We start from the raw sequence: 18,361 nt of genomic DNA, 5'->3' as shown, positions 1-18,361 counted from the left end.
ACATCACACAAACCCGCTGGCCACAGACCTGAAACGGTCACCCGCGAAGTACGGGTCTAGATCACACCCTCGAACTTGATCACGACATCACATAGACCCTCGTCCGGATCCGGAGCCGGTGCGGGGGTGCACCGGCTCCGGTGGGGTGGGGGCGTCAGTGGGCCGCCGTCAGGGGGACGGCGGCTTCGGGGGTGAGGATGCGGGCGGTGAGGGACTCCTGGAGGTAGAGGGCGATGGTGTCGGCGGTGTGGGAGAGGTAGCCGACGGAGACGTCCTGGCCGAGGACGAGGGTGGCGTCGCCGCCGCGGGTGGAGAGGAGCAGGGCGCCCTCGATGGCGGGGGCCCAGATCAGCTCGCCGTCGAGGAGGCGGGCGATGTGGCTGGCGATGGGGTAGCCGTGGTCGGAGGTTTCGTTGACGGCGGTGTAGGCGTCGGCGCCGAGGAGGAGGGCGTAGGGGCCGCCGACGCCGGCCAGGCGGAGGGTGGTGAGGGCGCGGCTGACGGCCTCGGGGTATTCGCGGACGTCGGCGGGGAGCGGGACGGCGGGGTTGGTGGCGGCGGTGCGGATGCCCTCGATGCCGGCGGCCGGGTAGCCGTCGAAGAGGGCGCGGTCCTCGGTGAGGGCGAGGGTGCGGGCGGCGTCCTTGACCGGCTGCCAGTCGGAGTCGCGGGAGCCGCGTTCGACGTCGTCGACGGCGGCGCGGTCGACCGAGAAGGGCACCCGGAGTTCGACGAGCGGGCGGACCTCGCGGGCGTGCGCCTGGACGCCCGGGGCGGGCGGTTCGATGGCGGTGAGGTGGCCGGTGCCGACGGCGGCGAGGGCGGGGCCGTCCGGGCCGCTCAGGTCGACGACCCGGCGGCCGGCGAGGTGGAGTTTGAAGGTCTCCCGGGCCTCCTCCTCGATCTCCGCCCAGGCCGCGGCGGAGACGGGGGCGAGTTCGCGGTGCAGGTTGTTCATGGCGCGGGGGTGCCTTTCAGGCTGCCGATGGCGAGGGAGCCGTCGGCGGGGAGGAGAGTGGGGACGGCGGTGGGGACGGCGGTGGGGACGGACGCGGCGGTGGTGTCCGGCGCCGGGGGCGGGTCGTCCAGGAAGTCGGCGCTGGGGACGTGGAAGAGCGTGCCGGTGACCGCGGTGGAGAAGTCGAGCAGCCGGTCGTGGGCGCCCGGGGGGCGGCCGACGAACATGTTCTCCAGCATCTCCTCGGTGACCGCCGGCGTGCGGGAGTACCCGATGAAGTACGTCCCGAACTCCCCGCCCCCGCCGAACGAGCCGAACGCCATGTTGAACCGCATGATCTGCCGCTCCTCGCCGTCCGGGCCGGTGACGGTGGTGAGCGCGACGTGCGAGTCGGCGGGCTTGGTGTCGTCGTCGAGTTCGATGTCGGTGAGCTTGGTGCGGCCGACCGCGCGTTCCTGCGCCTCGACGGGGAGCCGGTTCCAGGCGTCGAGGTCGTGCAGGTACTTCTGGACCGTCACGTAGCTGCCGCCGGCGAAGTCCGGGTCCTCCGCCCCGATCAGGACGGCGGCGTCCGCCGCGCGGCCCTCGGGGTTCTCGGTGCCGTCGACGAAGCCGAGCAGGTCGCGGTCGTCGAAGTAGCGGAAGCCGTGCACGGCGTCGACCACGGTCGCGGCGCCGGCGAGTCGGCTGGTGAGCTGGCCGGCGAGTTCGAAGCAGAGGTCCAGCCGGGCAGCGCGGAGGTGGAACAGCAGGTCACCGGGGGTGGCCGGGGCCCGGTGGCGGGCGCCGGAGATCTCCCGGAAGGGGTGGAGTTCGGCGGGGCGGGGGCCCGCGAAGAGCCGGTCCCAGGCGTCCGATCCGATGCCGGTGACGCAGGTCAGGCCGGCGTCGAGGGCCCGGAAGCCGACCGAACGGCGCAGGCCCGCCAGGTCGGGCAGCAGGGCCCGGACGGCGGGCTCGCCGCCGGGGTCGACGGTGAGGACGAGGAAGATCGCGGCGGTGGTGAGCGGGGAGAGGACGGGCTGCGGGGGCGGCGGGTCGGTGGGCAGCGGGTCGGTGGGCGACGGGTCGGGGAACGGCAACGGCTCTGGCGGCATCGGCGGACTCCGGTCTCCGGGGTCTGGTCATTCGTACGATTACACCGCAGAGCGGACATTTCGGCACGGGCGGCAGGCCGGGAAACGGCGCGGGGCCGGCCCTTCACCGGTGCCGGTGAAGGGCCGTCGGTCGAAGAACCGGCCGGTCAGGACCGGACGCGGACGCGGTCGCGGCGCAGGCCGAGGGCGGTGACCGCGGCGCCGAGGGCGACCGCCACGACCGGGACCAGCAGCGCGGCCCGCAGGCCGTCCGCCCGGGCGGTGCCGGAGGCGCCGCCGACGGCCAGGCTGACGGTGGTGGCCGCCGAGAGGCCGAGCGCCGCGCCGAACTGGAAGGCGGTGTTGAGCAGGCCGCCGGCCAGCCCCTGCTCCTCCTCCGCGACGCCGTCGGTGGCGGCGATGGTCAGCGGCCCGTAGGCGAGGGCGAAGGCCAGCCCGGTGAGGAGCATGGTCGGGAACATCATCGGGTACGTCCAGTCCGGCCCGACCGGCAGGAACAGCGCGTAGGAGAGCACCGCCAGGCAGAAGCCGCCGAGGATCACCCGGACGTTGCCGAAGCGCTCGACCAGCCGGGGAGTGAGGGTCGGCGCGAGCACCGAGTCCACGCCGACGGCGAGCAGTGCGAGGCCGGTCTGCAGCGGGGACCAGCCGCGCAGGTCCTGCAGGTAGAGGGTGACGACGAACTGGAAGGCGAAGAAGGAGGCGGCGAACAGCAGCGCGCCGATGTTCGCCCGCAGCAGTGGACCGGAACGCAGCAGGCCGAGGCGGACCAGCGGGGCGGCGGAACGCCGTTCGACGGCGACGAAGGCGGCCAGCAGGACCAGGCCGGCGGCGAGCAGGGCGAGGGTCGGACCGCCGGCCGCGTCGGGCTCGCCGAGCCGCACCACCGCCTGGACGAGCAGCAGCATGGCACCGGTGGCGGTGGCGGCTCCCGCGAGGTCGAAGCGTTCGCCGGGGCGGCGGGCGGGCGCCTGGTCGCGCGGGAGCAGCGGCACGGCGGCGGCCAGCAGGCCGCCGGCGAGCAGGACCGGGGCGAAGAAGACCCAGCGCCAACCGACGGCGGTGAGCAGGCCGCCGGCCACCAGGCCGAGCGAGAAGCCGGCCGCGGCGGTGCCCGCGTAGATCAGCAGGGCGCGGTTGCGGCGGGGGCCCTCGGCGAAGACGGTGGTGATGATCGCCAAGCCGGCGGGGGTCATGAAGGCCGCCGACAGGCCCGTGACGAAGCGGGCCAGGATCAGGACCCAGGGGCTGCCGGCGAGGCCGCCGAGGCCGGAGCAGAGGACGAAGACGGTGAGCCAGAAGAGGAAGGTCCGGCGCCGTCCGAGCAGGTCGGCGGTGCGTCCGCCGAGCAGCATGAAGCCGCCGTAGCCGAGGACGTAGGCGCTCACCACCCAGCTGAGCGAGCCGGCGTCCATGCCGAGGTCGGCGCGGATCGACGGGAGCGCGACGTTGAGCATGGCGACGTCGATGCCCTCCAGGAAGATCGCGCCGCAGAGCACGAGGAGCACGGCCGCCTCCCGGCCGGTGAGCCGGGAGGACGGCGGGGCGGTGGCCGGGCCGGCGGTTGGGGCGGCGGCCGGTGGGGCGGTCGCCGGCGGATCGGCGGCCGGGCGGCCGGTTTCGGGCACGGCTGAGGACGCGGACACGGTGGTCTCCTGGAAGTGCGCGGGGAGGCAGGGAGGCGGGGACTCCGGACGGGACGGTTCCCCTCGGTCCGGTCGGTTCCCTCTTGTAACCATGGCCATCCTGAGGCAGCATCAGGAGCCATGGAAGAAGGCACTTTGAAGTCACCGACGCACTGCGAAGTCACCGGGGACGACTACGACGTGCTCCAGTGGGACACCCGGGAGGACTGCGAGGTGCGGCAGATCCTCGACCGGATCGCCGACAAGTGGTCGCTGCTGGTCATCGCCCTGCTGGACCGCGGGTCGCTGCGCTTCACCGAGCTGCGGCGGGAGATCGACGGTGTCAGCCAGCGGATGCTGACTGTCACCCTGCGGCAGCTGGAGCGGGACGGCCTGGTCGAGCGGACGGTGCACGCCGTGGTGCCGCCGCGGGTCGACTACGCGCTGACGCCGCTCGGGCGGACCCTGCACGAGACCGTCCGGTCGCTGGTCACCTGGACGGAGACGCACCAGCGCGAGATCGCGACGGCCCGGGCCTCGTACGACGCCCGGGTGGGCTGAGGGCTGAGGGCTGAGGGCGCGCGAAGGGGCGGGCCCGAAGTGCTCGGGCCCGCCCCTGTCAGGTCTCTCCGTACCGTCTCTCGGTACCGCCGCGCGCGCCGCCGTCAGGCCCGCAGGGCCGCCAGCTGCTGCGCGAACGGCACCACGGCCTCCGTCTCCGCCCGCGCCGTGTCGCCCGCGCCCGGGCCAGCGGGGGCGCGGCCGGCGAGCAGCCCGGCGAGTTCCCCGGCGGCCCGGTCCATCCGGCCCGGGAGGCCGTCGGTGAGCCGGTCCCCCGTGGTGCCCCAGTCGTCGGTGGCCGCGTACACCGACGTCGGCACGACCACCGAGCGCAGGTAGCCGAACAGCGGACGGACGGCGTGCTCCAGCGCCAGCGAGTGCCGGGCCGTGCCGCCGGTGGCGGCGATCAGCACCGGCTTGCCGGTGAGCGCGTCGGGGTCGATCACGTCGAAGAACGACTTGAACAGCCCGCTGTAGGAGGCGGCGAAGATCGGCGTCACCGCGATCAGCCCGTCGGCCCGGGTGACCGCCTCGATCGCCTCGCGCAGCGCGGGGCCGGGGAAGCCGGTGACGAAGTTGTGCGCGATGTCGGTGGCGAGGTCCCGGAGTTCGACCACCTGGACGTCCACCGTCCGCCCCTCGACCGCGAGTTGACGCACCGTCGAGTCGGCGAGCCGGTCGGCGAGCAGCCGCGTCGAGGACGGCTTGCTCAGCCCGGCGCTGATCACCACCAGTCGGTACGCGGTCACTTGGACACCTCCGGGTTCTCCTCGGGGTTCGCGGCGGTCTCGTCCTGCTCCTGGCGGGCACGCTCGGCGGCGACCCGGGAGGCGTGGGTCGGCGCGTCCGGGACGCCGGCGGGGCGGCCCTTGGCGAACTCCTCGCGCAGCACCGGCAGGACCTCCTCGCCGAGCAGGTCCAGTTGCTCCAGCACGGTCTTCAGCGGCAGGCCGGCGTGGTCCATCAGGAACAGCTGGCGCTGGTAGTCGCCGAAGGTGTCGCGGAAGGCCAGCGTCTTCTCGATGACCTCCTGCGGGCTGCCGACGGTGAGCGGGGTCTCCGCGGTGAACTCCTCCAGCGACGGCCCGTGTCCGTACACCGGCGCGTTGTCGAAGTACGGGCGGAACTCGCGCACCGCGTCCTGCGAGTTCTTCCGCATGAACACCTGGCCGCCGAGGCCGACAATCGCCTGCTCGGGGGTGCCGTGCCCGTAGTGGGCGTAGCGCTCCCGGTAGAGGTTGACCAGCTTCTGGAAGTGCTCCTTGGGCCAGAAGATGTTGTTCGCGAAGAAGCCGTCACCGTAGTAGGCGGCCTGCTCCGCGATCTCCGGGCTGCGGATCGAGCCGTGCCAGACGAACGGCGGGACGCCGTCCAGCGGGCGCGGGGTGGCGGTGAAGGACTGCAGCGGGGTGCGGAAGCGGCCCGACCAGTCGACCACGTCCTCGCGCCACAGCTGGTGCAGCAGCGCGTAGTTCTCGATCGCGAGCGGGATGCCCTGGCGGATGTCCTTGCCGAACCACGGGTAGACCGGGCCGGTGTTGCCGCGGCCCATCATGAGGTCCACCCGGCCGTCGGCGAGGTGCTGGAGCACCGCGTAGTCCTCGGCGATCTTCACCGGGTCGTTGGTGGTGATCAGGGTGGTCGAGGTGGAGAGGATGATGCGCTCGGTCTGCGCGGCGATGTAGCCGAGCAGGGTGGTCGGGGAGGACGGCACGAACGGCGGGTTGTGGTGCTCACCCGTCGCGAAGACGTCCAGGCCGACCTCCTCCGCCTTGCGCGCGATGGCCACGGTCGCCTTGATCCGCTCGTGCTCGCTGGGGGTGCGGCCGGTGGTCGGGTCGGGGGTGACATCGCCGACGGTGAAGATTCCGAACTGCATGTTGCTCACCACACTCCTGGTGATCCCGCTGGGGAATCCCGGCTCAGGATCCGATCGTCAAAGTTTCAACCACCTTAGCATCCACCCCGCGCCGGATATTCCCCCCAGCGCCCGACTCCTGTCCCGAGACCGCACGACGGCCGCGCACGACGGCCGCGCACGGCGTCCGGGAGCAGGGTCGGGTGGCCGGTCCGCAGGACGGTGGCGCGACAATGGGAGGAGCCGGGACGCAGGGCCGGAGTCCCCGAAGGGCGGCGAACCGAATGACGGCGTACATCGCGGTGAGCGCGCTGAGCCACGAGGGCCTGGTGCGCGAGCGGAACGAGGACAGCCTCACCGTCGGGCCGTGGACACTCTGCGCGACCGTCACCACCAACCCGCAGTCCCTGCTCTTCCCGCTCGGCCCGCCCTGCGTGGTCGCGGTCGCCGACGGGCTCGGCGGCCACCCCGGCGGCGAGGTCGCGAGCGCGCTGGTCGCCCGGCGGCTGGCCGCCGCAGGACCGGACCTCGACGGCGAGGAGAGCGTCCGGGAGGCCCTCCAGAGCTGCAACCAGGCGGTGTACGCGGCGGCCGGGGACACGCCCGAGCTGGCCGCGATGGGCACCACGGTCGCGGGGCTGGTGCTGCTGGAGGAGCGGGTGGTGGTCTTCAACGTCGGCGACAGCCGGGTCTACCGGATCGTCGACGGCGGGCTGCGCCGGGTCAGCGTGGACGACAGCCCGCCGCTGCCGCCCGGACGGCGCACCACCGCCCTGATCACCCAGAGCCTCGGCGGCTCGCTCGGCCTGACCTTCGTCGAACCGCACATCCGCAGCGCGCCGCTGGCCGTCGGCGACCGGTACCTGGTGTGCAGCGACGGGCTGACCGACGCGGTGCCGGAGGAGGAGCTGACGGCGCTGCTGGGGAACCCGGCGGAGGCGTCCGAGCGGGCCGACGGGCGGGCGGCGTTCGATCTCTGGAAGGCGGCGATCGAGGCCGGCGGGCCGGACAACATCTCGCTCGCGCTGGTCCGGATCGGCGCTTGACGGTCGGCGCACGGCGGCCCCCGAACGGCGGCGAGGCCCCCGGCGGCGCGCCGTTCGCGCGCCGCCGGGGGCCTCCGGCCCTCGTCCGCGGTCAGTGCCCCGCGGTCACGGTCAGTACTCGGCCTTGATGTTCGCGCCGGAGAAGCCCTGCTGGGCGTAGAGGCTCAGGTAGACGTAGCCGGCCGGCGGGTTGGTGATGGTCAGGGTCTCGGTGTTGTTGCCCGCGTTGGTGGACTTGGCGGAGTAGGCGTTGGTGTACGCCCAGTTCGTGGCGTTGTAGTAGAGGTCGGCGTTCCCGGTGCCGCCCGTGCTGGTGAGCTTCAGCTGCTTCACCCCGGCGGGCAGGTACAGGTAGAAGTGCGCGTAGTTGCCGGTGGCCGCCGAGAGGTTGCTTCGCCGGCAGTTCTTGTCCAGCACGCGGGTGTCGGCGGCCGAGCACTCCGGCAGGCCGGCCACGGTGACGTTCTGCCGGGTGCTCGCGGTGGCGCCCTTGTCGTCGGTCACGGTGAGGGTGACGGTGTAGGTGCCGGCCTTGGTGTACCACTTGGTCGGGTTGGCGGTGGTGGCGGTGGTGCCGTCGCCGAAGTCCCAGGCGTGGGCGGCGATCTTGCCGTCCGGGTCGGTGGAGCGGTTGACGAAGGTGACCGCCAGCTCGCCGATCGCGGTGGTGAAGGCGGCGGTGGGCGGCTGGTTGCCGGGCGGGTTGGTGGTGCCGGAGCAGGCTCCGGCCGCGCAGCGGGTCAGCCAGCCGTCGAAGTCGGCGTCGTAGCGGGTGCCGATGGTGGTCTTGAGGATGGTGCGGGCGCCGTTCCAGTCGCCGGCGCGGTACTTGGCGAGCACGGCGTCGACGTCGGCGCGGTGCTGCTCCAGCATGTAGCGGACGGCCAGGTAGCCCCAGCGGTAGGTCCGCTCGGTGTCGGTGTTGTCGTAGGTGGTGTCGAAGAGGGTGGAGAGCTTGTAGGTGTGGCGGCCGGCGGCGGCGATCGCCGCGTCGTAGGCCACCTTGCGGTACGAGTAGGAGACGTACTCGGCGAAGCCCTCGATCCACCAGATGGTCGGGGTGGTCACGCCGGCGTTGAAGTCGCCGTACATGTCGAACCGGCCGTCGAGGTAGTGGGTGTACTCGTGGTTGAGGTTCCAGATCTGGAAGTCGGGGCGCATCCAGTCGGCCTCGTAGGCGACGAAGCGCGGCTGGTTGCCGGCCTCGTTGGGCTTGCCCTCCAGGTACATGCCGCCGTTGTTGGTGTCGATGCCGAAGATGCTGGCGGCGAACACCCCGTAGTCGAAGCGGTTGTGGAAGACCACGACCTCGATGGTGGTGTTCCGGTCGTCCGCGACCGGGCCGTTGTCCTTGGCGACCGCGTGGAAGTACGCGTCCTGGCCGGTCAGGCTGGAGCAGGCGGTGGTCAACTGCGTGGCGTCCAGCGCCTGGGCGATGATCCGGATGCTCGGGCTGCAGGTGTAACTGACCTTCAGCACCGCCGACTTGAGCCGGGCGGGAGCGTCGCAGGTGCCGTAGTAGGAGCAGTTGCCGGCGTCGTAGGCCTCGGCCATCTCGGCGGCGGCAGCCCACTGGTGGGCGGTGCTGCCGCTGGGCGAGGACCGGTCGGCCAGCCCCTTCAGCAGCGGGCGGACCTTGGGCTGGAGCGCCGGGTACTGCACGAAGCGGCCCAGCTCACGGGTGGCGTTGTAGACCAGGAAGGTGTAGTCGCCGCCGAGCAGGGCGCCGTTGGCGGTGGCGAAGGAGTAGAGCGTGTCGAGGATGCTCGGGTCGGCCCGCACCGCGTCGACGAAGCCGGCCGTCTGGTGGCCGCGCCACAGTACGGTGAACACGCCGTTGAGCGCGTTGCCCAGGTTCGCCGGGTTGTGGGTGGCGGCGTCGTACGCGCCCAACAGGCGCTTGACCACCGGGAGGTAGCGCACGTTCTCCTGCGCGCTGTCGATCAGGGTGATCGCCTCGCCGAGCGTGCCGGCGTTGGCGGAGGTGACGTCGCGGGAGTGCGCGCTGTTGAAGAAGGTGTCCAGCGCGCCGCGGATCGAGGTCTGCAGGGCGGTGCCGTAGGTGCCGACGTCGGACGGGTGGTACCACTGCACGAAGTAGCCGGCCCGCAGGAAGAGCACCAACTGGCCGGTGGAGATGGAGTTGTCGCCCGGGTAGGCGGCGGCGTTGTCGCGCAGGGCGTCGGCCACCGTGACCATCTGGGACTCGCGGAACGCGCCGCGCGCGTCCGCGCCGAGCAGGTTGAACAGGCTGTTGACACAGCCGAGGTCGGCGGCCTTCACGGCCTGGACCAGGGCACTTCCGGTGCGCCCGGTGAAGTCCGGGATGTTGCAGGGCTGTTCGGCGAGTGCCGTGGGGGCGCTCTCGCCGAAGGCCTTGGCCAGTTCGGCCTTCCGCTCCGCCGCCGACAGGGAGTCGGCGCGCTCCGGGACCGTGGTCGAGAACGGGGCGCGCTCCCGGGCCGGGACGGGCGCGTGCTTGCCGTGCGCGTCCGGCGTGTCACCGATCGCGGGCTGCGGCGCCAGGCCGGTGGGTCCGGCCGAGGCGGCGGGCGAGCCGCCGCCGGGCTGCGGCGAGGTCGACCCGGGGGCCGCCTGAGCCCACGGGGCGAACAGGCCGACGGCCACGAGCATCGCCAGGATCAGCGTCAACAGCCTTGCGAAGCGGGGTAGTTGGTGCAGAGAACGTGCGGCTCTCACGTGGGGGCCTCCGGGCCTTCGTCGACCGCGTGAGGGCGCGGCCGGTGGGGTGGCGAGGACCGTTGCGGCGGCACCGTTGGGGCGGTGACACCGAGTACCGGTGGGGAGTGTGACATGTACAATGGCATACATCACATGGCCGGGGAACCCCTCGGGAGCGCGGAATGACGGCAACTTCCTCTTCCGCGCGGGAACTTCACGGGACGTCCGCAGAACGGCGAGAGCCGCCGGGGCGACAGAAGCACCCACGGGCGGAGGATCCGGACAACGCGGAGGCCGGAGGATCCGGACAACGCGAAGGCCGCCGGTCGGTGGACCGGCGGCCTCGGTGCGGGGTGCGGACCAGGCGGCCGCGCCCCCGGCGTCAGCTGCGAATCAGCAGCACGACACCGGCCGTGACGAGAGCGAGCAGGACGGCGCCGGCGCCGTAGCTCAGCCGGTGCGAGCGCACCACCGGCAGGTAGCGGTCCACGGCGTAGCTGCCCGGGCCGGTCAGCGCGAGCGCCGCGGCGGCGACGATCAGCAGGATCTCGTACTCGCTGCCGCCCTTCATGGCGAAGAAGGAGCCGCTCCAGGTGACGACGATGGCGTTGATCATCGTGCCGAGGATCGCGGCGGCGGCCAGCGGGGCCAGCAGGCCGACGGCGAGCGCGAGGCCGCCGCCGAACTCGGTGAGACCGGCCACGACGGCCATGAGCTTGGCCGCCGGGTAGCCCTTCATCTCGAAGAACGCGCCGGTGCCGTCGATCCCGCCGCCGCCGAACCAGCCGAACAGCTTCTGGCTGCCGTGCCCGGCCATGGTCAGGCCGAGCACCAGGCGCAGTAGCAGTAGGCCGGCGTCGTAGGCGTGCGGGGAGGTGGCCGCGGATCCGGGGAAGGCCCCGGCGGCGGCGGGGGCGGTGGTGGGGGCGGTCGTGCTCGGGCTGCTGCTCGGCATGCGCGTCTCCATCAGTTGGGGGGTTCGTCGATTCCGGCCGAATTCGTTCGTTCAAATTCGAACCAGTGGGGTGGATCGACGGTACCTGGAAGTTTTAATTTGAACAACCTGTCCTGCCGATGAGCTTGGCGTGGCCGGGTCACAGGTGGTGCGGACCGGCGTACGGGGGTGTGCGGCGGGGCACGCTCAGGACATGGCACATCACAACGAACACCGACAATCGGCCGAAAAGGGCACCCCGCACGCCGAGGCCCTGGCCGCCTTCACCGAACGGGTCCGGCTGGTCACCCCCGACCAGTGGGACGCCCCCACCCCGTGCACCGGCTGGACCGTCCGCGATCTGGTCAACCACCTCACCGGCGAGCAGCTCTGGGTGCCCGAGCTGCTGATGGGCGCGACCCTCTCCGAGGTCGGCGGCCGCTTCGACGGCGACGTCCTCGGCGAGGACCCGGTCACCGCCTGGACGACCGCCGCGGACGCCGCCCGCGACGCCTTCGCCGTCCCCGGCGCCACCGAGCTCACCGTGCACCTCTCCTTCGGCGACGTCTCCGGCCAGTACTACCTGGACCAGCTCACCACCGACGCCGTCGTCCACACCTGGGACCTCGCCGAGGGCATCGGCCGGCGCACCCGGCTCCCGGAGAACCTCGTCGACTTCGCGCTCGGCGAGTTCACCGGCTACGGGGACCTCTCCGGCAGCGGCCTCTTCGACCCGCCGCTCCCGGTGGCGGACGACGCCGGGCCGCAGACCCGGCTGCTCGCCCTCACCGGGCGCCGGGACCGTCCCTGAGCGGCCCCCGCAACGCTCCGCTGCCGAGCGCTCCCGGTCCGTGAGGGCGGGCCGGACCTCCGGGTAACGCGCGCGGCGCCGGATACTGGAGGTGTCGGGGGGCGCACCGGACGTCGACGGAGAAGAGGCGGGCGCGCCATGAACCGCAGGCCGGACATCCTGGGTGAGTTCACCGCGGACCACCGCGCGGTGGAGGACCTGCTCGCCCGGATCGAGGCGGGCCGGGCCGAGGGCGGACCGCCCGGCCCCCTGCTCGAACAGCTCGCCGACCTGCTGCTCGACCACTGCGCGGCGGAGGAGGAACACCTCTTCCCGGTCGTCCAGCACGATGTCCCGGACGGCGGCGCGGCGGTGTTCCGGTGCATCCACGACCACCTCGCGATCGGCCAGTACCTCGTGGACATCCTGGCCCTGCCGCCCGGCGACCCGGCGCTCGGCCCGCTGCTGGGCGGGCTCACCGAGCTGCTGCGCCGGCACCTGGCGACCGAGGAGAAGCAGGTGTACGCCGCCGCGCGCAAGGCCCTGCCGGCCGCCGCCCGGAACGCGCTCGCCGAACGGCTGCGGGCCGAACGGGCGGCGACCGCCGAGGCCGGGCCGTAGCGCCCATTGACCCGAAGCCGGGGGGCCGCGCGGCTCGTCAGGGTTTGGCGCTGATCACCGCGAACCGGCCGCCCTCCCGGTCCTGGAGCCGGGCCACCCGCCCGTACGGCGAGTCGAACGCCGGCCCGAGCGCCGTCCCGCCGAGCTCCTCCGCCCGGATCAGCGCCGCGTCCGTGTCCTCCACCGCGAAGGACACCTCCCAGTGCGGGGGCAGCCCCGCCGGACCGCCCGCCTGCTCCCGGGCGAGCGCGGCGACGCTGTGCCCCTCGGCCCGCAGCACCACCCGGTCGTGCTCCCAGCGGACCTCGAACCGCTCCGGGTCGCGGCCGTCCCAGCGGAACACCTCGCCGTAGAAGAGCGCCGCCGCGAACGGGTCCGGGGTGCGCAGCTCGATCCAGACCGGGGCGCCCAGCAGGTCCAGTCGGCGGGCCCGGCCCAGCGGCCCCTCCCAGATCCCGAACACCGCGCCCGCCGGATCGGCCGCGAACGCCACCCGGCCGGCGTCGAAGGAGAGCGGACCGACCGCGAGCGTCGCACCGCGCTCACGCACCGCGTCGGCGGCGGCGTCCGCGCTCTCCGTCCCGAAGTAGCTGGTCCAGGCGACGGGCATGCCCCAGCCGCCGCTCGCCGCGCCGAGCCCGGCCACCGCCTCCCCGCCGGTGACCGCGTGCACGTACGGGCCGAAGCGGTCCGGGCCCGGCTCGAACTCCCAACCCAGCAACGGTCCGTAGAATGCCTTGGCGACGTCGAGGTCGTGGGCCATCAGGCTCACCCAGCAGGGGACGGCCGCCACGCAGCGCACCTCGGCCGTCGTCCCGTCGCTGCCCATCGCGCACCACCTCCGAGAGCCCGGCCGCCGGGCCCCTCCCGACACCCACGGCCGTCCGGCCGTCCGGGCGACCTCAGCCTAGGCCCTGTCCGGTCGATCCTGGCGGATCAGCGCGCGGCTCCCCCAGCCTCCGGCCGGGAGGTACCCCCATTACGCGCCCGGCTGGGCGTGCGCCCGGATCGCCCTCGTACTGGACGTACTTGGGTGATCCGGGCGTGCGTCCAGCCGGGATGTCCATCGTCGCGCGCCCGGCAGGATCGGCCGGACAGGGCCTGGGGACGTGTCGGACAATTCGTGTGGCATCGGCGCCGAACCCGGCGGGTGTGGGGCCGGTGAGGCGGTGGTGAGGGCGTCGGGGGTGGGGAGGCCGGGGGCGTGCGCGGCCTGGGGAGCGCCCCCGCCGACGTCCGGCGGGCACGCTCCGTTGCCCGGGTGGTGGCGGGCGGTCACCCGGTGGGGTGAGCGGGCGCGGCGGGCCGCAGCCGGCCGTCGGCCAGGGTGACCACGCGGTCGGCCAGGGTGTCGACGGCCGCCGGGTCGTGGGAGATGAACAGCAGCGCCAGCCCGGCGCGGTCCCGGCGGTCGGCGAGGTCGGCGAGGATCGCCGCCCTGGTCCGCGCGTCCAGCCCGGAGGTGATCTCGTCGCACACCAGCACCGCCGGGCGGACGATCAACGCCCTTGCCAGCGCCGCCCGTTGCAGCTCACCGCCGGAGAGTCCGCCGGGCGGACGGGCCGCCTTCCCCGGGTCGAGCCCGAGCCCGGCGAGCAGTTCGGCGGCCTCCGCGGCGGCCTCCGCCGGGGTCAGGCCGCGCAGCCGGACCGCCGCGCGGGCGACCTGGTCGAGCACCGGACGGTGGTCGGCGAACGCCGCCCGGGCGTCCTGGAACACGTACTGCACGGCGGCCAGCCCTCGTCGTCCGCGCCGCCGGACGCTGCGCGGCAGCGGCTCGCCGTCCAGCCGGACGGTGCCCTCGTGGCGCGGGTGGAGCCCGGCCAGGCAGCGGCCCAGGGTGGTCTTGCCGCTGCCCGAGCGGCCGACCAGGGCCAGGCACTCCCCCGCCCGCAGGGTCAGCCCGACCTCGCGCAGCACCACCGCGCCGCCGGGGTGGCGGGCGGTGAGACCGGTGACGTCGAGGCGGACCGGCGAGGCCGACGCGGGCGGCGCGGGCGGCCGTACGCGCGGTGGTGCGGGGAGCGGTGCGCGCAGGACCTCGGACGGCGGGCCGGTCCGCACCGCGCGGCCGTCCGCCAGGAGCACCACCTCGTCGGCCAACTCCCGTACCAGGGCGAGGTCGTGGCTCAGCAGGAGCAGCCCGACGCCGCGGGCGGTGAGCCGGCCGAGCAGGGCGGCCAGCCGGCGCGTGGTGTCCGGGTCCTGGCCGGTGGTCGGTTCGTCGGCGACGATCACCCGGGCGCCGGTGAGCAACGCCTGGGCGAGCACCACGCGTTGCTGCTGGCCGCCCGAGAGCTGGTGCGGGAAGCGCCGCAACAGGCCCTGTACGTCGGAGAGTTCGGCGCCCCGCAGCGCCTTTCGGACGGCCTCCGGGCCGCCGCCGTGGATCCGGGCGAGGTCGCCCAGCAGCCCGCCCACCCGGCGGGCCGGGTTGAGCACGGCGCCGGGGTGCTGCGGCACATGGCCGACCAGGGGCCCGGCCGACCCGGCCGCCCCGGCCGACCCGGCGAGGGTGACCGTGCCCGACACCCGGGCGCCCTCCGGGTACGCGCCCAGCAGGGCGAGCGCGGTCGTCGTCTTGCCGCTGCCGGACGGTCCCACCAGGGCCGTCACCCGGCCGGGGCGCACCCGCAGGGACACCCCGTCCACCAGTACCCGGTCGCCGACCCACACCCGCAGGCCGTCCACGGTCGCCAGCGCGGCCCCCGTCAGGCCGTCGATCCCCGTCATGCCGCCGACCCCCGTCCGCGTGGGCCGGACCGGTCCAGGGCCGCGTCGAACAGCAGGTTGGTGCCGGTGGACAGCCCGGCCACCAGCAGCGCCGGGACGACCACCGCCCACGGCTGGAGGAACAGCCCCGGCCGGTTGCGGTCGACCATCACCGCCCAGTCGGCGGCGTCCGGCTGCACCCCGACCCCGAGGAAGGCCGCCGTCGCCACCAGGTACAGGGCGCCGACCAGCCGGGTGCCCGCGTCGGCGGCCAGCGTGCGGCGGATCGTCCGGGCGACCTGGCCGAACGCGATCCGCCACCAGGACTCGCCGTGCAGCCGCAGCGCCTCGACGACCGGACGGGACGACGCCGCCACCGCCGCCGCGTGCACCACCCGGGCGACGTCCGGCACCGCCGCCGCCCCGACCAGGACGGCCAGCCCGGCCGGTCCGGGCTCCGTCGCGGTGGCGACCAGCAGGACGAGCAGCAGAGCGGGTACGGCGATCAGCACGTCCAGCGGCCGCAGGAGCAGCTCCTCGACCCAGGACCGGCCGGTCAGCGCGGCGGCCAGCGCGAGCGGCAGCGCCAGCGCGTACGCGAGCGCCGTCGCGGTGACCGCCACCAGCACCACCGACCTTCCACCGAGCAGGACTTGGCGCAGGACGTCGCGGCCGGCGAAATCCGTGCCCAGCCAGTGGCCGCCGCCCGCCGTGTAGGAGACCCCGCGTGGCCCCGGCTCGCCCACGAGCAGCGGCCCGCCCACCGCGAGCAGCAGCGGCACGGCGACCAGCGCGAGGCCGAGCCCGTAGCGCCCCACCGGGCCGCCGCGCCTCACCGGGTCCCCGCGCGGCGCCGGCCCGGACGGGCGGTGACGGACCCGCCCACCCGGTGGAGCAGCCACCGGCAGCGCCGCGCGACCGCCCGGCAGACCCCGCAGTCGCAGGAGCAGCGGCCGGGGCGGCGGTCGGCGGTCGGGATCATACGGTGGCCTCCGTTCTGGGGGCGAGCCGGCGGGCAGCGAGGTCGGCGGCGAGGTTCAGCAGCACGGTCACGGTGCCGAACAGCACCGCCAGGCCCTGGACGACCGGCACGTCGCGGGCGGCGACCGCGTCCAGCAGGACGGTGCCGAGCCCCGGGATCACGAACAGCGCCTCGGCCACGACCACCCCGCAGAGCAGCCAGTCGGCGGTGCGGGCGAGGTGCTGGACGGCCGGGGCCAGGGCGTTCGGCAGGGCGTGGGCGAGCCGGACCCGCCCCGGGGGGACGCCGCAGCGCAGGGCGTGGACGGCGTACGGGGCCGCCATCGCGTCGATCAGCCCGGCCCGGACCAGGCGGGCGATCGAGCAGACCGGGCGGGCCAGCAGGACGACGACCGGCAGGACCAGGGCGGCCGGCTGCCGGTCGAGCCCGCCGACGGCGGTCGGCGGGAGCCAGCCGAGCCGCAGCGCGAAGACCGCCGTCAGCAGCACGCCGAGCGCGAACTCCGGGACGGCGTACACCCCGAGGGCCACCGTACTGACGGCGCGGTCCAGCGGGCCGCCCTCCCGGCGCGCGGCGAGCAGGCCGAGGCCGACCGCGGCCGGGACGAGCAGCGTCAGGGTGATCGCCGCCAGCAGCAGGGTCGGGGCGAGACCGTCGGCCAGGTGGTCGGCGACCGGACGGCCGCTGACCAGCGAGCGGCCCAGCCGGCCGTGCGCCAACTCCCCCGCCCAGTCGGCGAACCGCTCCACCGCCGGGCGGTCCAGCCGCAGCGCGGCGCGGATCGCGGCGATCCGCGCCGGGTCGGGGTCGTCGCCCGCGGCGCTGACCGCGGCGTCCCCGGGGAGCGCCTCGGTGAGGACGAAGACCAGCACCGGGACGGCCGCGATCTGCCCGGCGCCGAGCAGCAGCCGGCGCCGGGCCCAGCCGCGCAGCGGCGTCGTCACGCCAGCCAGACCTTGTCGAACCTGGCCCAGTCGAGGGTGTTGGCGGGGGCGTCCGCGGCCACGCCGCGCAGCCGCGGGGCGGTGCCGAGGATCCAGTCCGCGAAGCCCCAGACCAGCAGCCCGCCCTCCTCGTACAGCCGGCGCTGCATCCGCTCGTAGAGGGCGGTGCGGGCCGCCGGGTCCGCGGTGGACTGCGCCTGCCCGTACAGATCGTCGAAGTCGGGGTGCCGCCAGTGGGTGGCGTTGGTGGTGGAGCTGGAGAGCAGCCGCTGGGAGAGGTGGGACTCGATCGGCATCGCCCCGGAGCGGAAGGAGGCGAGCACGCCGCCGTCCAGGATGTCCTTCCAGTAGGTGTCCTTGTTGCCGACCCGCACCTCGACCGTGATGCCGGCCTTCGCCGCCTGCTCCTTGAGGATGCCCGCCGCCTCGACCAGGCCGGCCGCGACCGGCGAGGTGTCGAGGGTGACCCGCAGCCCCTCGGCGCCGGCCTCGCGGAGCAGGGCGCGGGCCTTGTCGAGGTCCTGGGCACGCTGCGGGAGCCCGGCCGGGTAGTACTGGCTGCCCTTGCCGAACAGGTCGTTGCCGATCTCCCCGGCGCCGGAGAGCGCGCCGTCGACCAGTTCGCGCCGGTCGACGAGGTGGAAGAAGGCCTGGCGGACCCGGACGTCGTCGAAGGGCGGCCGGTCGGTCTTCATGACGAAGCCCTGCATGGCGCTGTTGCGCAGCCGGACGATGCCGATCCGCCCGCCGGACTCGTGGGCCCGGGCGGTGGCGGGGCTCAACTCGTGGGCGTACTCGGCCTGTCCGGCCAGCAGGGCGTTGGCGCGGGCGGACTCCTCGGCGGCGGCGAGGATCTCCAGTTCGTCGAGGTGCGGCGCGTCGTCCCAGTACCCGTCGAAGCGCCGGAGCAGCAGGGAGCTGCCGGGCTTGAAGGAGACGAACGCGAACGGGCCCGAACCGACCGGGGCCTGGAAGTCCTCGGTGCCGTCCGGGACGATGTAGGCGCCGAACGCGGCCAGCACGTTGGGGAATTCGGCGCACGGCCGGCGCAGCCGGAACTCGACGGTGCGCGGGTCGAGGGCCCGGCTGGCGGCGAGGTCGATCGGTTCGAGCGAGGCCCGGGCCCGGAACGCCCGGGCCGGGTCGGCTATTCGGCGGTAGCTGTACAGGACGTCGGCGGCGGTGACCGGGCGGCCGTCGTGGAAGCCCGCCTCGCGCAGCCGGACGGTCCAGACGTCGAGGCCGGGGTTGGGCTCCCAGCCGGCGGCGAGGCGGGGGACGGCGGCGAGGTCGGGGCCGCAGTCGGCGAGCTTGTCGTAGAGCGCCTTGGCGCGGGCGGCGTCGGCGAAGAGGCTGACCCGGTGCGGGTCCAGGGTCTCGTTGGCGCCGCCGCCGGCGAGCAGCGCGCGCAGCCGGCCGCCGGGCCTGGGCGGTCCGTCGGCGGAGGCCCCGCCGGCCGAGGCGGCGGCGGACGGGCCGGCGGGGGCCGGGGAGCAGGCGGCCAGGGCCAGGGCCGCACCGGCGGCCGAGGCGACGGAGGCGGTGAGCAGG

Annotated in this window: 16 protein-coding genes; 4 read left to right on the top strand and 12 right to left on the bottom strand. The window is 74.4% G+C overall.

The genetic code is table 11. The features are described from left to right. Nucleotides 1-154 precede the first annotated feature (154 nt). The 3 genes from ACFP3U_RS35710 to ACFP3U_RS35700 form a co-directional block, all read right to left on the bottom strand. A complete protein-coding gene (locus ACFP3U_RS35710) occupies nt 155-958 on the bottom strand; it encodes a family 1 encapsulin nanocompartment shell protein (protein WP_380229931.1) in 804 nt (267 codons plus the stop codon). Further along, nucleotides 955-2,055, bottom strand: a complete 1,101-nt coding sequence (locus ACFP3U_RS35705; RefSeq protein ID WP_380229930.1) for a Dyp-type peroxidase — start codon at nt 2,053-2,055, stop codon at nt 955-957. The genes ACFP3U_RS35710 and ACFP3U_RS35705 overlap by 4 nt, the downstream gene beginning before the upstream one ends. A gap of 146 nt (nt 2,056-2,201) precedes the next feature. Beyond that, nucleotides 2,202-3,701 carry an MFS transporter gene (locus ACFP3U_RS35700; RefSeq protein WP_380229929.1) on the bottom strand — a complete coding sequence of 500 codons (1,500 nt, stop codon included), beginning with the start codon at nt 3,699-3,701 and terminating at the stop codon, nt 2,202-2,204. Between the two features lie 120 nt (nt 3,702-3,821). On the opposite strand from ACFP3U_RS35700, the gene ACFP3U_RS35695 reads away from it, so the two are divergent. Then, nucleotides 3,822-4,241 (top strand): winged helix-turn-helix transcriptional regulator, encoded by a 420-nt coding sequence (locus tag ACFP3U_RS35695; RefSeq protein ID WP_380229928.1) that lies wholly within the window; start codon nt 3,822-3,824, stop codon nt 4,239-4,241. 104 nt (nt 4,242-4,345) lie between these two features. Here ACFP3U_RS35695 and ACFP3U_RS35690 read toward each other — a convergent pair whose 3' ends face one another. Continuing rightward, nucleotides 4,346-4,990: an FMN reductase gene (locus ACFP3U_RS35690; RefSeq protein WP_380229927.1), complete on the bottom strand. Its 645-nt coding sequence runs from the start codon at nt 4,988-4,990 to the stop codon at nt 4,346-4,348. Continuing rightward, on the bottom strand, nt 4,987-6,120 hold the full coding sequence (locus ACFP3U_RS35685) for an LLM class flavin-dependent oxidoreductase (RefSeq protein ID WP_380229933.1): 1,134 nt from the start codon (nt 6,118-6,120) through the stop codon (nt 4,987-4,989). The genes ACFP3U_RS35690 and ACFP3U_RS35685 overlap by 4 nt, the downstream gene beginning before the upstream one ends. Nucleotides 6,121-6,383: 263 nt before the next feature. On the opposite strand from ACFP3U_RS35685, the gene ACFP3U_RS35680 reads away from it, so the two are divergent. Further along, entirely contained in the window at nt 6,384-7,145 is a 762-nt protein-coding gene (locus ACFP3U_RS35680; protein WP_380229926.1) for a PP2C family protein-serine/threonine phosphatase, read from the top strand. A 111-nt stretch (nt 7,146-7,256) separates the two neighbouring features. Here the strand turns inward: ACFP3U_RS35680 and ACFP3U_RS35675 are convergent, their stop codons facing one another. Both ACFP3U_RS35675 and ACFP3U_RS35670 read right to left on the bottom strand, forming a co-directional pair. Then, complete coding sequence (locus ACFP3U_RS35675; protein WP_380229932.1) at nt 7,257-9,779, bottom strand: collagenase; 2,523 nt, start codon at nt 9,777-9,779, stop codon at nt 7,257-7,259. 430 nt (nt 9,780-10,209) lie between these two features. After that, entirely contained in the window at nt 10,210-10,782 is a 573-nt protein-coding gene (locus ACFP3U_RS35670; RefSeq protein ID WP_380229925.1) for a DoxX family membrane protein, read from the bottom strand. Between the two features lie 193 nt (nt 10,783-10,975). Here ACFP3U_RS35670 and ACFP3U_RS35665 point away from each other — a divergent pair, with 193 nt between their 5' ends. Together ACFP3U_RS35665 and ACFP3U_RS35660 are read left to right on the top strand one after the other, a co-directional pair. Beyond that, the gene (locus ACFP3U_RS35665; RefSeq protein ID WP_380229924.1) at nt 10,976-11,572 is read left to right on the top strand and encodes a TIGR03086 family metal-binding protein; all 597 of its coding nucleotides are present in this window, start codon (nt 10,976-10,978) and stop codon (nt 11,570-11,572) included. Between the two features lie 138 nt (nt 11,573-11,710). Then, nucleotides 11,711-12,172: a hemerythrin domain-containing protein gene (locus ACFP3U_RS35660; protein WP_380229923.1), complete on the top strand. Its 462-nt coding sequence runs from the start codon at nt 11,711-11,713 to the stop codon at nt 12,170-12,172. Nucleotides 12,173-12,209: 37 nt separating this feature from the next. On the opposite strand, the gene ACFP3U_RS35655 is transcribed toward ACFP3U_RS35660, so the two are convergent. From ACFP3U_RS35655 to ACFP3U_RS35635, 5 genes are all read right to left on the bottom strand, one after another. Then, nucleotides 12,210-13,001: a VOC family protein gene (locus ACFP3U_RS35655; RefSeq protein ID WP_380229922.1), complete on the bottom strand. Its 792-nt coding sequence runs from the start codon at nt 12,999-13,001 to the stop codon at nt 12,210-12,212. Between the two features lie 446 nt (nt 13,002-13,447). Further along, a complete protein-coding gene (locus tag ACFP3U_RS35650) occupies nt 13,448-14,905 on the bottom strand; it encodes an ABC transporter ATP-binding protein (RefSeq protein ID WP_380229921.1) in 1,458 nt (485 codons plus the stop codon). After that, nucleotides 14,902-15,702, bottom strand: a complete 801-nt coding sequence (locus ACFP3U_RS35645; RefSeq protein ID WP_380229920.1) for an ABC transporter permease subunit — start codon at nt 15,700-15,702, stop codon at nt 14,902-14,904. The genes ACFP3U_RS35650 and ACFP3U_RS35645 overlap by 4 nt, the downstream gene beginning before the upstream one ends. Before the next feature lie 160 nt (nt 15,703-15,862). Continuing rightward, entirely contained in the window at nt 15,863-16,810 is a 948-nt protein-coding gene (locus ACFP3U_RS35640) for an ABC transporter permease (protein ID WP_380229919.1), read from the bottom strand. Beyond that, nucleotides 16,807-18,360: an ABC transporter substrate-binding protein gene (locus ACFP3U_RS35635; protein WP_380229918.1), complete on the bottom strand. Its 1,554-nt coding sequence runs from the start codon at nt 18,358-18,360 to the stop codon at nt 16,807-16,809. Before ACFP3U_RS35635 ends, ACFP3U_RS35640 begins: the two co-directional genes overlap by 4 nt. Nucleotide 18,361: the final 1 nt, after the last annotated feature.

Source organism: Kitasatospora misakiensis (assembly GCF_042656005.1).
Lineage (GTDB): Bacteria > Actinomycetota > Actinomycetes > Streptomycetales > Streptomycetaceae > Kitasatospora > Kitasatospora misakiensis.
The sequence above is the reverse complement of the archived record's forward strand: the minus strand, read 5'-3'. Positions and strand labels throughout refer to the sequence as shown.